Raw genomic sequence first — 19,092 nt, forward strand, 5'->3', positions numbered from 1 at the left:
CCCCTCGCCACAAAGGCCCCTTGCCATGGCATCTAGGGGGCAGTAATCCGCCAAATCCCGAACGGCTGATACGCCGGATCAATCCGCATGAATTGATACTTGCCATACCACGTCCAGCGGTGGCCGTTCATCAGGTCCTCGCCCTGGGTGTGAGCATCGTCAGGCAAGCCCATTTCCCACAGCGGCAACTCGAAATTCGCCTCCTGAACGTTATGCGGATCCAGGCTGACCGCCACCAGAATGAAATTGCTGCCGTCTGCACTGCGCTTGCCGAAATACAGGATGTTGTCGTTCCACGCGTTGTAGAGCGTCAGGCCCAGGTGCGTGTGCAACGCCGGGTTTTGTCGGCGTATGCGATTGAGCTGAGCGATTTCGGCAATGATGTTGCCCGGCGCATTGAAGTCTCGCGGACGGATTTCGTACTTCTCCGAATTGAGGTACTCCTCCTTGCCCGGCACCGGCGCGGCTTCGCACAGCTCGAACCCTGAATACATGCCCCAAAGGCCCGAGCCCATGGTCGCCAGCGCCGCGCGGATCAGGAACCCGGCGCGCCCGGACTCATGCAGAAAAGCCGGGTTGATGTCCGGTGTATTGACGAAGAAATTCGGCCGATAACACTCGCGCCACGGCGATTGGTTGAGCTCGGCGAAATAGGTCGAGAGCTCATACTTGGTGTTGCGCCAGGTGAAATAGGTGTAGCTCTGGGAATAACCGACTTTGCCCAGGCGCGCCATCATCGCCGGCGTGGTGAAGGCTTCCGCGAGGAAGATCACCTCGGGGTACAACGCCCGCACATCGGCGATCAGCCATTGCCAGAACGGCAATGGTTTGGTGTGAGGGTTATCGACGCGAAAGATCTTCACGCCCTCCTCGACCCAACCCACCACGATGTCGCGCAACTCGACCCACAGGCTCGGAATCGCCTCGACGGCATAGAAGTCGACGTTGACGATGTCCTGGTATTTTTTCGGCGGGTTTTCGGCGTATTTGATCGTGCCGTCCGGCCGCCAGTTGAACCAGCCGGGATGCTGTTGCAACCAAGGGTGATCCTGGGAGCACTGGATCGCGAAATCGAGGGCGATTTCCAGGCCATGATCCGCCGCCGCGGCCACCAGCCGGCGAAAATCCTCGCGGGTGCCCAGTTCAGAGTGGATCGCTTCATGCCCACCTTCCGCGCTGCCAATCGCGTAGGGACTACCCGGATCGTCCGGCCCGGCGGTCAGGGAATTATTCGGGCCTTTGCGGTAGCTCCGCCCGATGGGATGGATCGGCGGGAAATACAGGACATCGAAGCCCATGTCCTGGATCATCGGCAGCCGCGAATGCACGTCGTTAAAGGTGCCATGGCGCGCCGGATTGTCGGTGATCGAGCGCGGAAACAATTCATACCAGCTGGCGAATTGCGCCAATTCCCGCTCGACGTCTACCGGGTATTCAGGGCTGAGGCTCAGGTACGCGCGGTGGTCGGCCTGGGCCATCAACTCGGCGCTGCGCGCGTGCAAAAACAGTGCGACTTGCTCGGTTTCCAGCAGCCCCGCCAGTTCATGGTGCAGCGCCGCGAGCTGCTCGCTCAGCGGTCCGTCGGCACGTTCGGCGGCGTGTTGAACCAGCGTCCGGCCTTCCTGCAGTTCAAGACTGACCGGTACCCGCGCCGAATGCTTTTTCTCCAGTTCATAACGGAAACTGGCGAACTGGTCGATCCAGGCCTCAACGCAAAACACATAGCGGCCCTGGCGCTCGACGCGGAACTCGCCCTGATAGCCGTTATTGCCGAGCTCGCCCATGACTTCGCTGTGCCAGACCTCATCACCGTCAGCGCGCCAGCGGATGCGCACCGCCAGCTTGTCGTGACCATCGGCAAACACCTTGCTGGTCACCACCACGTCCTGCCCTTCGACCGCCTTGACTGCAAACTGCCCGCCATCAAGGATCGGCATGGTGTTTTCAATCGCGATACGCGGCAGCAGCAACGCCTGCGACAGTGGCATATGAGGGTTGTAGTTCAGTTCTGTCGGTTTTTCGGCAGTCATCGAGCATCTCTCCTTTACGCCCCATGGACGCTCTTGTGTCTGATGTTCCTTGAATTGACTCACCTAGGTTCCGAGCAACCGGTAGCCGTAAAAGTTCACCGGGATTTGCCTGAGACTTCGGGTGAATCAAATCCTTTACGCAGTGGTCAACACACTTAAGCACGACTCACGCCATGTGCCACAGGAGACCTCAACCATGAGCATTCCAATCCCGGCTGAAACACCCGATCCGAACATCGATCAACCGACCATCCCGCCTACGGAGCCGCAACCGGTGCCGGAGCAAGATCCGCCAGAGACTACCGCGCCACCGCGTGAGGAACCGCCGACGACCGTGCCGCCGGTGATTGTGCAACCAGAATGATGACAATTTACGGGATGTGATCCTTGTCGAGCAGCTTCACGATTTTCGGCATCACACTGAAAACCCCCAACGCCAGCAGCGTACTCAGTACCGCCGTCGACTCCCTTCCCAACCCCGCCGCCACACCAATCGCCGCCGTCATCCACAACCCGGCGGCGGTGGTGAGGCCTTTGACGTGGCCTTCGTCGCCTTCCTGGTTTTTCAGGATGGTCCCGGCGCCGAGGAAGCCGATGCCCGCGATCACGCCTTGGACCACGCGGCTCATGGCGTCTGCCTGTGAGCCGGACATTTGCGGCACCAGCACGAACAAGGCGGCGCCCAGTGCGACCAACATGTGGGTGCGCACCCCGGCGGCCTTGCCCTTGTGTTCACGCTCGAATCCGAGGATGCCGCCCAGGAGGGCGGCGATCAGCAACCTGACGGTGATTCGCGTCAGTTGCGAGGCGTCGCCGATGTCGGCGAATTCGGCTTGCAGGGTCACCCACACCTCATGCCACCACGCGTTCATGTCGCTGTCCTTGTGCTGATGGATGGAAAATCGCTCGATTCTGGATGGACCGCGCCGACCATTAATCGGTTGCACAGAACGATGCCCGGCCGATGCGCCCTAACACTGTAGAACCCGCTCAAAAAGGACCTGCCCATGACCGTTCGCATCGAAAACCAGACCTGCTTTTTCACCCTCGAAAACGGCGAAGAAATTCGTCTGTGCCCCGACGTGACCATCATTACCGACTCGGAAAAAGCCATGTCAGCGGTGGACATCAACGGCCAGCGCGTTTACATCACTGAAGCAGAAGCCGATGCATTGACCGTAGCAGGCGCTGTGGACGGTCGCCGGCATTTGAAGGCCACGGACAGTGATTCGGTTATTTGACTGATCCGGTCAACCGCATCGCTGGACGCCGGATATAGCCGCCAACAGGTGCTTCAACTTGTCGCAGGCAGCGGATCAGCCAGCATCTGATCCGCTTTTTATTGCGATACCTGAGTCTGTTATGCAAACAGATCGACGCTCATAGTGCTCTGGCCTGATGGAGGCTGATGAGCGAAAGACCATGAGCGATAGAATCCCCGTCCGATTAGTTGAAAGCACCGCTTCAGTACAGACTTTCGAGCCTTCGCGTCCAAAGATGAGGGCCAAGTCCAGCGACAACCTGATCCACACCCGCAGCTTCACCGGACTGTTCCGCACCCTGCGCATGGGCGGCGCGGGGTTTCTTTTCCTGTTGTTTTTCGGCACCGTGTGGCTGAACTGGGGCGACCGTCAGGCGGTGCTCTGGGACCTTGCCGACAGTAAATTCCACATCTTCGGCGCGACGTTCTGGCCCCAGGATTTCATCCTGTTGTCGGCGTTGCTGATCATCGCTGCGTTTGGCCTGTTCGCGATCACCGTGTTCGCCGGCCGGGTCTGGTGTGGTTACACGTGCCCACAGAGTTCCTGGACCTGGATTTTCATGTGGTGCGAGAAAATCACCGAGGGCGAGCGCAACCAGCGCATCAAGCTGCAAGCCGCCCCCTGGGGCCTGAACAAGGTGATGCGCCGTTCGGCCAAGCACACGTTGTGGCTGGCGATCAGCCTGCTGACCGGCCTGACCTTCGTCGGCTACTTCACGCCCATCCGGCCGCTGGCCGAGGAACTGCTGACCTGGCAAATGAGCGGCGTCAGTCTGTTCTGGGTGCTGTTTTTCACCGGCGCGACCTACATCAACGCGGGCTGGCTGCGCGAAGCAGTGTGCATGCACATGTGCCCGTATGCGCGGTTCCAGAGCGTGATGTTCGACAAGGACACCCTGACCATTTCCTACGACGTTGCTCGCGGCGAAAACCGTGGCCCGCGCAAACGTGACGTGACACCGGCCGAGGTCGGCCTGGGCGATTGCATCGACTGCCAACTCTGCGTGCAGGTCTGCCCGACCGGCATCGACATTCGTGACGGCCTGCAGATGGAGTGTATCGGCTGTGCGGCGTGCATCGACGCCTGCGATTCGATCATGGACAAAATGGGCTACGCCCGTGGCCTGATCAGCTATACCTCGGAGCATCAGTTGCAAGGTGGCAAGACGCATCTGTTGCGCCCCCGGCTGATCGGCTACACCGCCGTGTTGCTGGTGATGATTGGCGCGTTGGTGCTGGCGCTGGTGGAGCGGCCGATGGTATCGCTGGATGTGAGCAAGGATCGGGGCCTGTTCCGGGAAAACAGCCAGGGGCAGATCGAAAACATTTACAGCCTCAAGGTCATCAACAAGACCCAGCAGCGTCAGGCTTACCGCCTGAGCCTGGTCGATGGCGACGGTTTTCAGTTGCAAGGCAAGACCGAATTGAGCCTGGCACCGGGTGAGATCGTCGATGTGCCGGTGTCGGTGGCGATGACGGCTGACCGGCCGAGCAGCAGTTCGCAGACCCTGCGCTTCAAGGTGGTCGACAGTGATGAGCCGGGCATTTACAGCGTGGCCAATAGCCGGTTTGTGGCGCCGATGAACAGGTGATCCTTTAGACTGCGGCGTTCTGGGGCACTGTTGGAGCACTGTTAAAACTGTGGCGAGGGAGCTTGCTCCCGCTCGGCTGCGCAGCAGTCGTAAATTCTTGGGGGCGCTTCGCACCCCAGCGGGAGCAAGCTCCCTCGCCACAAACCGATAATTTCAATCCGGGCACTCGATGAAACGCTACGAAAAATTCGCCGACGACATCGCTGAACTGATCCGCTCCGGCGTCCTCGGCCCCGGCCAGCGCGTGCCCTCGGTACGCTATGCCAGCCAGACTTACGGCGTCAGCCCGTCCACCGTGTTCCAGGCCTATTACCTGCTCGAACGCCGCGGGTTGATCCGCGCCCGACCGCGCTCGGGCTACTTCGTTAACACCCATGCGCCGAGCCCGTTTTCCGAGCCGGTGATCAGCAGCCAGGTCAACGAATCCACCGAAGTCGACGTCAGCGAGCTGGTGTTCTCGGTGCTCGACTCGATCAAGGACCCGAACACCGTGCCCTTCGGCTCGGCGTTCCCCAGCCCGACCCTGTTTCCCCTGCAACGGCTGTCGCGCTCCCTGGCGAGTGCGTCCCGGGACATGGACCCGCGCATGGTCGTCACCGATATGTCGCCGGGCAACCCGCACCTGCGTCGACAAATCGCCCTGCGCTACATGGTCGGCGGCCTGATGTTGCCCATGGAAGAACTGCTGATCACCAACGGCGCACTGGAAGCGCTGAACCTGTGCCTGCAAGCGGTGACCGAGCCCGGCGACCTGGTGGCCATCGAAGCCCCGGCGTTCTATGCCTGCCTGCAAATACTGGAGCGACTGAAGCTCAAAGCCGTGGAAATCCCTGTGCACCCCCGGGACGGTATTGACCTCGGCGTACTGGCGCAGACCCTGGAACGTCACCCGATCAAGGCCTGCTGGTGCATGACCAGTTTCCAGAACCCGATGGGCGCCAGCATGCCCGAGGCGAAGAAACAGGCGCTGGTGGAACTGTTGCGCAGCCATCAGGTGCCGCTGATCGAAGACGACGTCTACGCCGAACTCTATTACGGTCAGCACGCACCGAAGCCGGCGAAAGCGTTCGACACCGAAGGGTTGGTGATGCATTGCGGCTCGTTCGCCAAAAGCCTCGCGCCCGGCTACCGCATCGGCTGGGTCGCTGCCGGGCGCTACGCGCAGAAGATCGAACGCCTCAAACTCATGACCTCGCTCTGCGCCTCGATGCCGGCCCAGGCCGCCATTGCCGACTATTTGCAGCATGGGGGCTACGACCGGCATTTGCGTAAATTGCGTTATGCGCTGGAAGAACAGCAGAGCGCGATGCTCGCGGCCATTGCTCGCTACTTTCCGGCGCAGACCCGCGTCAGCCAACCGGCGGGGGGCTACTTTTTGTGGCTGGAATTGCCGGCACAGATGGATTCGTTGAAGTTGTTTCAGATGGCATTGGCGCAGGGGATCAGCATTGCGCCGGGGCCGATATTTTCACCGACGCAGCGATTCAGGAATTGTATCCGGTTGAATTACGGCAGCCCGTGGGATGAGGCGGCGGAGAAGGCGATGGAGACGTTGGGGCGGATTGTGCGGTCGTTCTAAAATATCCGGTGAACATGCCGGCCTCATTGCGAGCAGGCTCGCTCCCACAGGAGATCTGTGGTGTTCACAACAAGTGTGCTCACATCAATCTAATGTGGGAGCGAGCCTGCTCGCGATGAGGCCAGAACAGACACCGCAAAACTCTACAGGCTACCGCCCACCACCCAGATCAACAAAAGTCCCCGTCGCATAAGACGCCTTATCCGACAACAACCACACAATCGCCTCCGCCACTTCATCCGGTCGCCCACCCCGGGCCATCGGGATCGCCGACTCAAGCTTGCTCACCCGATCCGGGTCCCCGCTCAACGCATGAAAGTCGGTGTAGATGTACCCCGGCCGCACCGCGTTGACCCGAATACCCTCGCCCGCCACTTCCTTGGACAAACCGATCGTAAAGCTGTCGAGCGCCCCTTTCGAGGCCGCGTAGTCCACGTACTCGTTGGGCGACCCGAGGCGCGCGGCCACCGACGAGACGTTGACGATGCTGCCGCCCTGCCCGCCATGCTTGGGCGACATGCGCAGGACCGCGTGCTTGGCGCAGAGGATCGGCGCCAGCACATTGGTTTTCAGTATTTTGAGAATGCGGAATTCGGACATTTCGTCGACCCGGGACTTGTGCCCCACGGTGCCGGCATTATTCACCAGCGCCGTGACCCGTCCGAGTTCGGTGTCCACACGATGAAACAGGGCGATCACTTCGTCTTCGATGCTGACATCGGCACGCACCGCGATGGCTTGGGCACCCAGGGCTCGGACTTGCGCCAACACCGCGTGCGCCGCCTGCTCATCGGCCTGGTAGTTGATACAGATCCGATAGCCTTTTTCCGCGGCCAACAGTGCCGTCGCGGCGCCGATGCCGCGGCTGCCGCCGGTGATGACGATGACTTTGTCCATGCGAGCATTCCCCCAGTCCAAGCGTAAGCTGTCGGGGCAAAGAATAACCGTCATTCCCGGTTTTTGCATGGGCTCCATGGCAAAGACATCGTGTGGCAGCCGCTACACAACCAAATCTGCTGCGGTCGCCTTTTGCTCCGCCCGATGAATATCCGCCATGAAACGATCGGCTGGCAGCGGGTGCCCGAGCCAGTAACCCTGCAACGAATCGCAGCCGAGTTGGGTCAGGAAATCCTGCTGAACGTCGGTTTCCACGCCTTCGGCGACAATGCGCAAACCCAGCGCCTGCCCCAGCGCGACGATGGCGGAAACGATAGCGGCGTCATCGCTGTCACGTTCCAGGTCGCGCACGAACCCGCGGTCGATTTTCAGCTCGTTGGCTGGCAGGCGCTTGAGGTACATCAAGCTTGAGTAGCCGGTACCGAAGTCGTCGATGGAAAGGTCGACGCCCATTTCCGACAACTCTTGAAGCACCGTCATGCTCGCATCGGCATCGCTCATGGCGGTGGTTTCGGTGATTTCGAGGGTCAGGCTATTGGCCGGCAAATGGTGCGTGGCCAGTGCCTTCGCGACGCTCTGGACCAGCCCGGCATGGCAGAACTGCAAGGCCGAGAGGTTCACCGCGATACGCCAATCGGTGTAGCCCAGCACGTACCACTCGCGCATCTGACGGCAGGCTTCGTTGAGCACCCAATCGCCAATCGCAATGATGAGCCCGGTTTTCTCGGCCAGGTCGATGAATTTGTCCGGCAGCAGCATGCCCTGAGTCGGATGCTCCCAACGCAGCAACGCCTCGGCGCCTACCGGTTGGCCGTTGCTGGCATCGAATTTCGGCTGGTAATAGAGGCTGAATTGCCGCTGTTCGACGGCCATGCGCAAATCCTGCAGCAGTTGCAGCTGTTTGCGCGCGTTGCTGTTCATCGAGGCGTCAAAGAAGCTGTAGCCGTTTTTGCCCGCGCCCTTGGCGTGATACATCGCCGCGTCGGCGTTCATCAGCAGTTCGTGGGCGGTTTGGCCGTTGCCCGGATACAGCGAGATGCCCACGCTGGCGGATATCTGCAATTCATGTTCGGCGACCCGGAACGAACGCGCGATCAGGCTGACCTGTCGAGCTGCGAGGCTCACGGCGTCGTTCTGTTCGCCGAGCTGAACAAGCAGCACAAATTCATCACCGCCTATGCGCGCCAGCGTGTCCTGGCTGCGCAGATCTTCACGCAGTCGCAGCCCGACTTCACGTAACAGCTGATCACCCATGTGGTGACCGAAAGCATCGTTTACCGGCTTGAAGCCGTCCAGATCGATGAACATCAACGCAAAACAGCCACCCTCCGCTTCAACCCTCGACATGGCCTGATCGATGCGATCGGCCAGCAAGATCCGATTGGGCAGGCCGGTCAGGGTGTCGTGCAGAGCCAGTTGGGTCAGTTCGCGGTTCGCCTCGGTCAGCGACTGGGCCAGACTGGCCGTGCGCGCCTCGAGCCGTGCATCGAGGATCGACGTCAGCAAGGCAATGCTCAAGACCGCCAGGGTGGTGATCAGCACCAGATTGTCCAGTCCCTTGCCGCTCAGGCCATCGACGGCCGCGCCACAGAAACTGCCGTCCGGAAAACGTGCGGCCGCCATCGCGGTGTAGTGCATGCCGACTATCGCGACGCCCATGATCACCGCCGCGCCGCCGCGGATCAGACTGACGTAAGGCGTGGACTGGCGCAGGCGGAAAGCAATCCACAATGCCGCGCCCGAGGCACCGACTGCGATGATCAGCGAAGCGCCGAACAGCGTCGGGTCGTAATCGATGCCCGGCTGCATGCGCATGGCCGCCATGCCGGTGTAATGCATGGCGCTGATACCGGCGCCCATGATCAGCGCGCCGAACGCCAGTTGCCAGGCAGGCAGTCGCGGTTGGCTGACCAGCCACAGGGCGAATCCGCAGGACAGGATGGCGGTCAGCAGCGACAACAGCGTGATGCCAAGGTCATAGCCCAGGTCGATGGGCAGTTTGAACGCGAGCATGCCGATGAAGTGCATCGACCACACGCCGATGCCCATGGCGCAAGCTCCACCCGCCGTCCACAAATGCACCGCCCGCCCCTTGGCCGTGGCTATACGCCCGGTCAGGTCGAGTGCGGTATAGGAGGCGAGAATCGCTACAAAGAGCGAGATGATAACCAGCGTGGGGGAATAGCTACCAATGAGCATGAGACTTCTCGCGAACACCCCGCCGTTTAGCGTCCATTCAAGGGGGGGCAAAAGGGGCGATTGTACTGATTGCGCTGGAGAACGCACTGACAAAATCAGCAAAGGGCCATCAAGCCGATGAAACGCTTGTTTGAGCCCTCACAGAAGACGCGTTTGCCACATGCAGCCGCTGCATCCGCCTGTAGCAGCTGCCGAGCTTGCGAGGCTGCGTTCGGCTGCGAAGCAGTCGTAAAAAATGAAAATGAATTTCTCCAGATGCACCGAGCCACCTGAGTTCACGACTGCTCCGCAGCCGAACGCAGCCTCGCAAGCTCGACAGCTGCTACAAGCGAACTGAGGCTCGGCTGTCTACCCACGAATGGCTATTGCGCTTTACTCATCTCCAACGCCCCATCCCAACCACCGCCCAACGCCGCAATCAGCTGCACACTGGCAATCAGGCGACTTTGCTGCAAATCCAGCACGTTGCGTTCATTGTTCAACGCCGTGGCCTGAACCACGACCACGTCGAGGTAAGCGATCAGCCCGGCCTTGTACTGGTTCTGGATCAAACGAAGGGATTCCCGGGCCGCGTCCAATGCCTGCTGACGCACCTCGGCTTCGTTTTCCAGGACTTTAAGCTGAACAAGGTAGTTTTCCACTTCGCGGAAGCCGTCGAGCACGGTCTGACGGTACTTGGCGACGGTTTCATCGTAGGCCGCTTCACTGCGATCGACTTCCGCCGAACGCTGGCCGCCGTCGAACAAAGTCATGGCCAGTTGCGGCCCGACCGACCAAAAGCGGTTCGGCACGGTGAACCAGTTGGATGACGTACTGCTGCTGTAACCGCCGTTCAGGCTCAGCGTCAGGTCCGGGTAATAAGCGGCCTTGGCCACACCGATGTTCGCGTTGGCGGCGATGACTGAGCGCTCGGCCGAGGCGATGTCCGGACGGCGTTCGAGCAGTTGCGAAGGCAGTGTCAGCGGTACCTCTGGCAACTCCGGGATATCGCGGGTTTCAGCCAGGCCAAACTCCGCCGGTGCGACCCCGATCAGTACGGCGATAGCGTTCTCGAACTGGGCACGCTGCCAGATCAGGTCGACGAGGTCGGCCTGAGTGCTTTTGAGCTGGGTTTGCGCCTGGGCCACCGCATCTTTGCCGGAGACACCGGCGCGATACTGGTTTTCGGTCATTTTCAGCGAGCGCTGATACGCCTCGACCGTCGCTTCCAGCAAGCGTTTCTGTTGATCGATCACGCGCAATTGCAGGTAGTTCTGCACCAGTTCCGACTGTTGGCTCAGGCGCATCGCCGCCAGATCGGCAAAACTCGCCTCGGCATTCGCGGTGTCGGCCTCCAGCCCACGACGGAGCTTGCCCCAGACATCGGCCTCCCAGCTGACGCCGGCTTGCGCGGTGTAGGTGTTACGAATGCCGCTGGAGGAACTGCTCAGGCTTGAGTTGCTGCTGCCGGTGCCCTGGCTGGAGCGGTTTTTGCCGGCGGTCAGGTCCACCGTCGGAAAGAACGCACCACGGGCGCTGCGCACCAAGGCCTGGGCCTGGCGGTATTGCGCTTCGGACTGGGCGACCGTCTGGTTGGCGCTGTTGAGTTTTTCGATCAGGCCATTGAGCTGCTGATCGCCATACAGCTCCCACCAGGCGCCGCGAGCCAGCGCATCGCTCGGGTTGGCCTGACGCCAGCCTGCCGCCTCTTTGTATTGCACCGGCTCGGCCGTTTGCGGACGGTGGTAATCGGGGCCGATGGCGCAAGCGCTGAGCAGCGCAATGCACAGCGACAGGCTCAACAAACGCGAGCCTCGGGCCGTTATCAGCGGTGCAGCCAGGTTCAAAAGCGATCGGTCAGTCATAGCGGAGTTTCCAAAGCAGCATCGGTACGCACCCCACGCCATTTATTGAAGCGATGGCGCAGTTTGTCGAGATAGAGGTAAACCACCGGGGTGGTGTAGAGGGTCAGCACCTGGCTGAAGATCAGCCCGCCGATAATGGTCAGGCCCAGCGGCTGGCGCATTTCCGCGCCTTCGGCACGGCTGAGCAGCAACGGCAAGGCACCGAGGATCGCCGCCAGGGTGGTCATCAGAATCGGCCGCAGACGTTGCAGGCACGCGCTGCGAATTGATTCCAACGGTGCCATGCCATGATGGCGTTCAAGTTGCAGCGCCAGGTCGATCATCAAAATCGCGTTCTTTTTCACCACGCCAATCAACAGGAACAGGCCCAGCAACGAGATCAGGCTGAACTCGCCCCCCAACGCGTAGATCGACAACAACGCGCCGACCCCGGCCGACGGCAGGGTCGACAGAATCGTCAGCGGGTGCACGTAACTTTCATACAGCACGCCCAGCACCAGGTACACCGCCACCAGCGCGCCGAGAATCATCCACGGCTGACTTTTCTGGGTGGCGGCGAACGCGTCGGCGGTGCCGGCCATTTTCACAATCACGTCTTCCGGCATGCCGAGCTTGGCAATCGCACGCTCGATGGCGGCCGTGCCCTGCTCCACCGTCACGCCTTCGGCCATGTCGAAGGAAATGCTCTCGGACGCAAACTGGCCTTCGTGGCTGACACGGTCATCTTCCAGGCTGTTTTCGTAATGGGCGATGGTCGACAGCGGAATCCGCGCGCCATCGGCCGTGATCACCTGAACCTGTTTCAGGGTGATAGGGTCCTGTGCGTATCTCGGATTGACCTCCATCACCACCTGATACTGGTTGAGGCTGTCGTAGATAGTGGAAATCTGCCGCTGGCTGTAGGCGTTGTTCAACACGGCGGTGACCATGCTCATGTCCACGCCCAGGCGCTTGGCCTGATCACGATCGACAATCAGCGTCACCTGTTGCGCGCCGCGCCCCTCGCGGGCATCAATTGCGGTCAACTCCGGCAAGGCCTTGAGCGCGGTGACGACCTTCGGATACCACTCACGCAATTCGCCCAGGTCGGCGCTTTGCAGAATGTAGGAATACTGCGACGTGGTCTGTTCGCGACCGCCGCCGAATTGCAGGTCCTGATCCGCCATCAGCATCAACTGTGCACCGGCCACCTTGGGCATTTCCTTGCGCAGGCGCTCGATGACCTTCTGCGCAGAAATGTTCCGTTCCTTGATCGGTTTCAGGCGCACCAGCATGAAGGCGTTGTTGGTGCCGTTGGTGCCACCGATGAACCCGGCCACGCTTTGCACGGCGTCGTCCTTGAGGACGGCGCGGCGGAAGGTTTCCATTTTCGGCTGCATCACGCTGAACGACAGTCCATCGTCGCCGCGCACGAAACCGATCAGCTGCCCGGTGTCTTGCTGCGGTAGAAACGTTTTAGGAACAACCACATACAGCGCAACGTTAACGCCAATTGTCAAAAGAAGACTGAGCAGCGTCAGTCGACGATGGCGCAGGACCCAGTCGAGACTGGTCGCATATTTGCCGACCATCCACTCGTTGGCGCGCTGGCTCCAGCGTTGCAAACGGTTCTCCTGGCCCGGCGTGTGTGGCTTGAGCCATCGCGCGCAGAGCATGGGCGTGAGTGTCAGTGAAACCACCAGCGACACCACAATGGACGCCGCCAGCGTGATGGAAAATTCGCGGAACAGGCTTTCGATGATCCCGCCCATGAACAGGATCGACAGGAACACCGCCACCAGCGAGACGTTCATCGACAGCAAGGTGAAGCCGACTTCCTTGGCGCCGAGGTACGCGGCTTTCATGGGTGGTATGCCTTCGTCGATGTGCCGGGAAATGTTCTCCAGCACCACGATGGCATCGTCCACCACCAGCCCCGTGGCCAGGATCAGCGCCATCAGCGACAGGTTGTTCAGGGAGAATCCGTAGAGGTACATCACCGCAAAGGTACCGACCAGCGACACCGGCACCGCCAGCGTCGGAATCAGCGAGGCGCGGAAGTTACCGAGAAACAGGAACACCACCAGAATCACCAGCGCCACGGCAATCAGCAGGGTCATTTCCGCTTCGTGCAACGTCGCCTTGATCACGGGCGAGCGGTCCATCGCCAGGTTCAGCTTGACGCTGGCCGGCAGCACCGCTTGCAGCGCCGGCAGCTGGGCCTTGATCTCGTTGACCGTCTCGATGATGTTGGCGCCGGCCTGGCGGTTGATCACCAGCAGCACCGCCGCGTCATCATTGAAGAAGCCGCTGTTGTAGCGGTCCTCGACGCCGTCGCTGACCTTGGCCACATCCTTCAGGCGCAGCGCAGCGCCGTTGGCGTAGTGAATGATCAGCGACTCGTAATCCTTGGCCTTTTCCAGTTGATCGTTGGCCTGGACCTGCCACAAGCGCTCGCCGTCTTCGACCGAGCCCTTGGGGCGTCGTACGTTGGCGTTGGCAATGGTGTTGCGCACATCGTCCAGCGCCACGCCGTACTGGTTGAGCGCTTGGGGTTCTAGCTCGATGCGCACCGCCGGCAGCGAACTGCCGCCGATCTGCACTTCACCCACGCCCTGCACCTGAGACAGGCTCTGGGACAAAATGGTCGAGGCCAAATCGTAAAGCTGGCCCTTCTCCAACACATCCGAGGTCAGCGACAGCACCATGATCGGCGCCTGGGACGGGTTGACCTTCTTGTAGGTCGGCATGCTGCGCATCCCGCTCGGCAGCAGGTTGCGCGAGGCGTTGATCGCCGCTTGCACTTCCCGCGCCGCGCCGTTGATGTCGCGGTCGAGGTCAAATTGCAGGATCACCCGGGTCGAGCCCTGGCTGGATCGGCTGCTCATGGTGTTGACCCCGGCGATGGCGCCGAAGGAACGCTCGAGCGGCGTGGCCACGGTCGAGGCCATCACTTCGGGGCTGGCACCGGCCAGGCTGGCCTGGACCACGATTACCGGGAAGTCCATTTGCGGCAGCGGCGCCACCGGCAACAGGCCGAAGCTCACGCCGCCCAGCAGCATGATCGCCAGGCTCAGCAACATGGTCGCGACCGGGCGCTTGATGAAAGGTCCGGACAGGTTCATGGCTGCTCTACCGCTTCCACGGCTTCAGACTTGTGGCCCCAGCGTCGCCCCAGCCGGTCGAAGTACAGATAAATCACCGGCGTGGTGAACAGCGTCAGCACCTGGCTGACCAGCAAACCGCCGACCATCACCAGACCCAGCGGTTGGCGCAGTTCCGCACCGGAACCGGTGGCCAGCATCAACGGCACCGCACCGAACAAAGCGGCCAGCGTGGTCATCAGGATCGGCCGGAAACGCAGCAGTGCCGCCTGATAGATCGCGGCCTCCGGCGCCATGCCCTGGTTGCGTTCGGCATCGAGGGCAAAGTCGATCATCATGATCGCGTTCTTCTTCACGATGCCGATCAGCAGGATGATGCCGATGATCGCGATCATCCCCAGGTCATTGCCACTGAGCAGCAGCGCCAACAAGGCGCCGACCGCCGCCGAGGGCAAGGTCGAGAGAATGGTGATCGGGTGGATATAACTCTCGTACAACACGCCGAGCACGATGTACATGGTCACCACCGCCGCCAGAATCAGCAGCAAGGTGCTCGACAGCGAGGCCTGGAAAGCCTCGGCCGCACCCTGGAACTGCGTCTGCACGCCAATTGGCATGCCGATGTCTTTCTGCACCTGGTCGATGATTTCCACCGCCTGGCCCAGCGCCACACCCGGCGCGAGGTTGAAGGACATCATTACCGCCGGGAACTGGCCGATGTGGGTAATCGCCAGCTGCGCCTGACGCTCTTCGACGTGGGCCAGGCTGGCGAGGCGCACTTGTCCGCCATCGGTGGTCTTGACGTGAATCTGGTTCAGCGCGTCCGGGCCGATCTTCTCGCCGGACTGCGATTGCAGCACCACGCGGTATTGACTGGCCTGGGTGTAGATCGTGGAAATCTGCCGCTGACCGAAGGCGTCATACAGCGCGTCGGTGATGTTCGACACCGACACGCCAACCCGCGACGCCGCATCGCGGTCGATCACCAGATAGACCTGCAAACCCTTGTCCTGCAAGTCGCTCGCGACATCGGTCAGCTCCGGCCGTTGTGCCAGCGCTTCAACCAGACGACCGCTCCACAGGCTCAACAATTCCGAGTCCGGCGACGACATGCTGAATTGATACTGCGTGCGGCTGACCCGGTCTTCGATGGTCAGGTCCTGCACCGGCTGCATGAACAGGCGGATGCCAACCAGTTTGTCGAGTTCCGGTTGCAGGCGGGCAATCACCGCGGTCGCGCTCAAGTCACGATTGCTGTGGGATTTAAGGTTGATCAGCAAGCGACCGCTGTTGAGCGTCGAGTTGTCGCCGTCGACGCCAATGTAGGACGACAGGCTTTCCACCGCCGGATCGGCGAGGATGACTTTCGCCAGTTCCTGCTGCCGCTCGCTCATCGCTGCGAAGGAAATCGACTGCGGCGCCTCGGAAATCCCCTGGATCACCCCGGTGTCCTGCACCGGAAAGAATCCCTTGGGCACGACCATGTACAGGAACACGGTCAGCGCCAACGTAGCCACGGCCACCAGCAACGTCAGCGGCTGGTGCTTGAGAACCCACGTTAACTTGCGTCCGTAAGCCGCGATCATCCAGTCAATTGCTGCACCGCTGGCCCGGTAGAAACGGCCCTGCTCTTCTTCCTTCGGTTCACGCTTGAGCAGACGCGCGCACATCATCGGCGTCAGTGTCAGGGACACCACCAGGGAAATCAGGATGGCCACCGCCAAGGTGATGGCGAACTCACGGAACAGCCGCCCCACTACGTCAGCCATGAACAACAGCGGGATCAGCACCGCGATCAGCGACAGGGTCAGGGAAATCAGGGTAAAGCCGATCTGCTTGGCGCCCTTGAGCGCGGCATTCAGCGGGCTGTCGCCCTCTTCGATAAATCGGGCAATGTTTTCCAGCATCACGATCGCATCGTCCACCACGAAACCGGTGGCGATGGTCAGGGCCATCAGGGTCAGGTTGTTGACCGAGAAACCCGCGAGGTACATCACGCCAAAGGTGCCGATCAGCGACAGCGGCACGGCCACCGACGGGATGATCGTGGCGCTGGCCCGACGCAGGAACAGGAACGTGACCATGACCACCAGCGCGATGGCGATCAGCAGTTCGTGTTGTACATCGGTGACCGAGGCGCGGATGGTCTGGGTGCGGTCAGTCAGGACGGTGACGTCGAGGCCGGCCGGCAGGTTGTCGGTGATGCTCGGCAACAAGGCCTTGATGCGGTCGACCACTTCGATGACGTTGGCACCCGGCTGGCGCTGAATGTTCAGCAGCACCGCCTGGTTTTCATTGGCCCAGGCCGCCAGGCGCTCGTTCTCGGCACCGTCGACGATTTCCGCCACGTCCTTGAGCCGCAACGGCGCACCGTTGGCATAGGCCAAAATCAGGTTGGCGTAATCCTTCGGTGAAGTCAGCTGATCGTTGGCATCGAGCATCGAAACCCGGGTCGGGCCGTCGAAGTTACCTTTCGGCTGGTTGACGTTGGACGCGCCGATCAGGGTGCGCACGTCCGACAGGTTCAGGCCGTTGGCCGCCAGGGCTTCGGGGTTGACCTTGATGCGCACGGCCTGACGCTGGCCGCCCGCAATGCTGACCATGCCGACGCCACTGATCTGGGCAATTTTCTGCGCCATGCGCGTGTCGACCAAATCGTTGAGTTTGGGCAGTAGCATGGTCTTGGAGGTGATGGCCAGGGTCAGCACCGGGGTGTCAGCCGGGTTCACCTTGTTGTACACCGGCGGTGCCGGCAGGTCCTTGGGCAGCAAATTGGTCGCAGCGTTGATCGCGGCTTGCACCTGCTGCTCGGCGACGTCCATGTTGATGTCGAGGCTGAAACGCAGGGTCAGCACCGACGCGCCGCCAGAACTGGTCGAGGCCATCTGGGTCAGGCCGGGCATCTGCCCGAACTGCCGTTCAAGGGGCGCGGTCACGGCGCTGGTCATGACGTCCGGGCTGGCGCCGGGATAGAGCGTCATGACGCGAATGGTCGGGTAGTCGACCTGAGGCAATGCCGACACGGGCAACAACCGGTAGGCGATGATGCCGGCCAGGATAATGGCCAGCATGCTCAGCGTGGTGGCTACCGGGCGAAGGATAAACAGCCGCGAGATGTTCATGCGCCGCCCTTTTTCACCTTGTCTGTGGTCGCAGGTTCAGTGCTGCTGGCCGCCGATTTGCCTTGCAGATGCCCGGTCGGAGTAGTCGGTACATCCTTGGTGTCGTTGACCACTTCCACTTCGCTGCCTTCCTTCAGACGGTCGGTGCCTTCCAGGACGACCCGATCGCCCACGGCCAAGCCTTCGGTAATCACGGTGTTTTCGCCGTTACTGGCACCTACCTTCAACTGACGGATCGTGACCTTCTTGCCGTCGGCGTCCAGGGCGTAGACGAACGTGCCGTTGGTACCGAACTGGATCGCCGCCGAGGGTGCGAGCACCACGCCTTTGAGGGTGTCGGCCAGCAGGTGGACGTTGACGAACTGGTTGGGGAACAGCGACTGGTCGCGGTTCTCGTAACGGGCCTTGAATTTCAGGGTGCCGGTGGTGACGTCGATCTGGTTGTCCAGGCTCTGCAACACGCCGTTGGCTTGCAGTTTCATGTCACCGCGATCCCAGGCTTCCACCGGCAGTTTTGCGCCGGAACGATAACGGGCCAGCACGGTTTCAAGGCTGTTTTCCGGCAGGGTGAACGCAACACTGATCGGCTGGGTCTGGGTGATGATCGCCAGCGCGGTGGTGTCGTTCGCCGCCACCAGGTTACCGACGTCCAGCTGACGCAGGCCTACGCGACCGGCAATCGGTGCGCGGATCTTGGTGAATTCCAGATTGAGCTTGGCATCGTTGACTGCGGCCTGATTGGTCTTGACCGTGCCTTGATACTGGCCGACCAGCGCTTCAGCGGTGTCCAGGGTCTGTTTGGCGATACTGTCTTCGCGGTACAGGCCGCGATAGCGCTCGACGTCGACCTGGGCGTTTTTCAGTTGCGCCTGGTTTTGCAGCAACGTGCCTTCAGCTTGAAGCAAGGCATTCTGGTAAGGACGCGGATCGATCTCGGCCAGCAGGTCCCCCGCCTTCACCATTTGCCCTTCTTCGAAAGAGATCTTGATCAATTCGCCGCCAACCCGGCTGCGCACATTGATGGTGTTCAACGCCGTCACGGTGCCCAGCGCCTTGTAATACAGCGCAAAGTCGCCCTTGACCGCTGGCGCCACACGCACCGGTACCGGCCCGGTCGCCCCGCCGAACCCAGGTCGCATGCCCCCCGACTTGCCGGTGTGGCCGGCGACGGCTTTCGGCTTTTCGCCCGTTTTGTGGTCAGTACCGCCGGGCCAGAATTTCCAGCACAGGCCAGCGATGACCAACAGGACAAGCAGGCCAAACAGCCAGCGACGGGAGTTACGGGGAGCGAAGGATTGCATTGAATGATCAACCATTGGGCGCGTGGGCTTCTTTTACATGAGGCTGAACGATAAGCACTGGCGGGTATTAAGCAAAGCGCCTTTACCGGCAATTTACCTTCGGCTTACGTAACAGGATGTTTGTCCAAGACACTGAATCACAAATGAAAACGGCCTGGACAGGGCCAGGCCGTTAACAATTGTA

Annotated in this window: 12 protein-coding genes; 4 read left to right on the forward strand and 8 right to left on the reverse strand. The window is 61.1% G+C overall.

From position 1 onward, the window contains the following. Window positions 1-32: 32 nt before the first annotated feature. A complete protein-coding gene (locus EJA72_RS16010) occupies window positions 33-2,030 on the reverse strand; it encodes an alpha-1,4-glucan--maltose-1-phosphate maltosyltransferase (RefSeq protein WP_157712399.1) in 1,998 nt (665 codons plus the stop codon). Window positions 2,031-2,226: 196 nt separating this feature from the next. On the opposite strand from EJA72_RS16010, the gene EJA72_RS28975 reads away from it, so the two are divergent. Then, the gene (locus tag EJA72_RS28975) at window positions 2,227-2,394 is read left to right on the forward strand and encodes a hypothetical protein (RefSeq protein WP_178129392.1); all 168 of its coding nucleotides are present in this window, start codon (window positions 2,227-2,229) and stop codon (window positions 2,392-2,394) included. A 7-nt stretch (window positions 2,395-2,401) separates the two neighbouring features. Here the strand turns inward: EJA72_RS28975 and EJA72_RS16015 are convergent, their stop codons facing one another. After that, window positions 2,402-2,902, reverse strand: a complete 501-nt coding sequence (locus EJA72_RS16015; RefSeq protein ID WP_157712400.1) for an MgtC/SapB family protein — start codon at window positions 2,900-2,902, stop codon at window positions 2,402-2,404. Window positions 2,903-3,037: 135 nt separating this feature from the next. Here EJA72_RS16015 and EJA72_RS16020 point away from each other — a divergent pair, with 135 nt between their 5' ends. The 3 genes from EJA72_RS16020 (at window position 3,038) to mapR (ending at window position 6,462) form a co-directional block, all read left to right on the forward strand. Continuing rightward, window positions 3,038-3,271 carry a DUF3203 family protein gene (locus EJA72_RS16020; protein WP_157712401.1) on the forward strand — a complete coding sequence of 78 codons (234 nt, stop codon included), beginning with the start codon at window positions 3,038-3,040 and terminating at the stop codon, window positions 3,269-3,271. A gap of 181 nt (window positions 3,272-3,452) precedes the next feature. Next, window positions 3,453-4,883: a cytochrome c oxidase accessory protein CcoG gene (gene ccoG / locus EJA72_RS16025; protein WP_157712402.1), complete on the forward strand. Its 1,431-nt coding sequence runs from the start codon at window positions 3,453-3,455 to the stop codon at window positions 4,881-4,883. A gap of 169 nt (window positions 4,884-5,052) precedes the next feature. After that, window positions 5,053-6,462, forward strand: a complete 1,410-nt coding sequence (mapR, locus tag EJA72_RS16030; RefSeq protein ID WP_157712403.1) for a GntR family transcriptional regulator MpaR — start codon at window positions 5,053-5,055, stop codon at window positions 6,460-6,462. Between the two features lie 150 nt (window positions 6,463-6,612). Here the strand turns inward: mapR and EJA72_RS16035 are convergent, their stop codons facing one another. The 6 genes from EJA72_RS16035 to EJA72_RS16060 form a co-directional block, all read right to left on the reverse strand. Next, window positions 6,613-7,359 (reverse strand): SDR family oxidoreductase, encoded by a 747-nt coding sequence (locus EJA72_RS16035; RefSeq protein ID WP_157712404.1) that lies wholly within the window; start codon window positions 7,357-7,359, stop codon window positions 6,613-6,615. A gap of 102 nt (window positions 7,360-7,461) precedes the next feature. Next, on the reverse strand, window positions 7,462-9,558 hold the full coding sequence (locus EJA72_RS16040) for a bifunctional diguanylate cyclase/phosphodiesterase (RefSeq protein ID WP_157712405.1): 2,097 nt from the start codon (window positions 9,556-9,558) through the stop codon (window positions 7,462-7,464). A gap of 362 nt (window positions 9,559-9,920) precedes the next feature. Further along, complete coding sequence (locus EJA72_RS16045; RefSeq protein ID WP_157712406.1) at window positions 9,921-11,402, reverse strand: efflux transporter outer membrane subunit; 1,482 nt, start codon at window positions 11,400-11,402, stop codon at window positions 9,921-9,923. Next, window positions 11,399-14,506 (reverse strand): efflux RND transporter permease subunit, encoded by a 3,108-nt coding sequence (locus EJA72_RS16050; RefSeq protein WP_157712407.1) that lies wholly within the window; start codon window positions 14,504-14,506, stop codon window positions 11,399-11,401. Before EJA72_RS16050 ends, EJA72_RS16045 begins: the two co-directional genes overlap by 4 nt. Continuing rightward, window positions 14,503-17,607 (reverse strand): MdtB/MuxB family multidrug efflux RND transporter permease subunit, encoded by a 3,105-nt coding sequence (locus EJA72_RS16055; protein WP_157712408.1) that lies wholly within the window; start codon window positions 17,605-17,607, stop codon window positions 14,503-14,505. The genes EJA72_RS16050 and EJA72_RS16055 overlap by 4 nt, the downstream gene beginning before the upstream one ends. Then, complete coding sequence (locus tag EJA72_RS16060) at window positions 17,604-18,923, reverse strand: MdtA/MuxA family multidrug efflux RND transporter periplasmic adaptor subunit (RefSeq protein ID WP_157712409.1); 1,320 nt, start codon at window positions 18,921-18,923, stop codon at window positions 17,604-17,606. Before EJA72_RS16060 ends, EJA72_RS16055 begins: the two co-directional genes overlap by 4 nt. Window positions 18,924-19,092: the final 169 nt, after the last annotated feature.

This window comes from Pseudomonas sp. PB120, assembly GCF_009761815.1.
In the GTDB taxonomy this organism is placed as follows: domain Bacteria; phylum Pseudomonadota; class Gammaproteobacteria; order Pseudomonadales; family Pseudomonadaceae; genus Aquipseudomonas.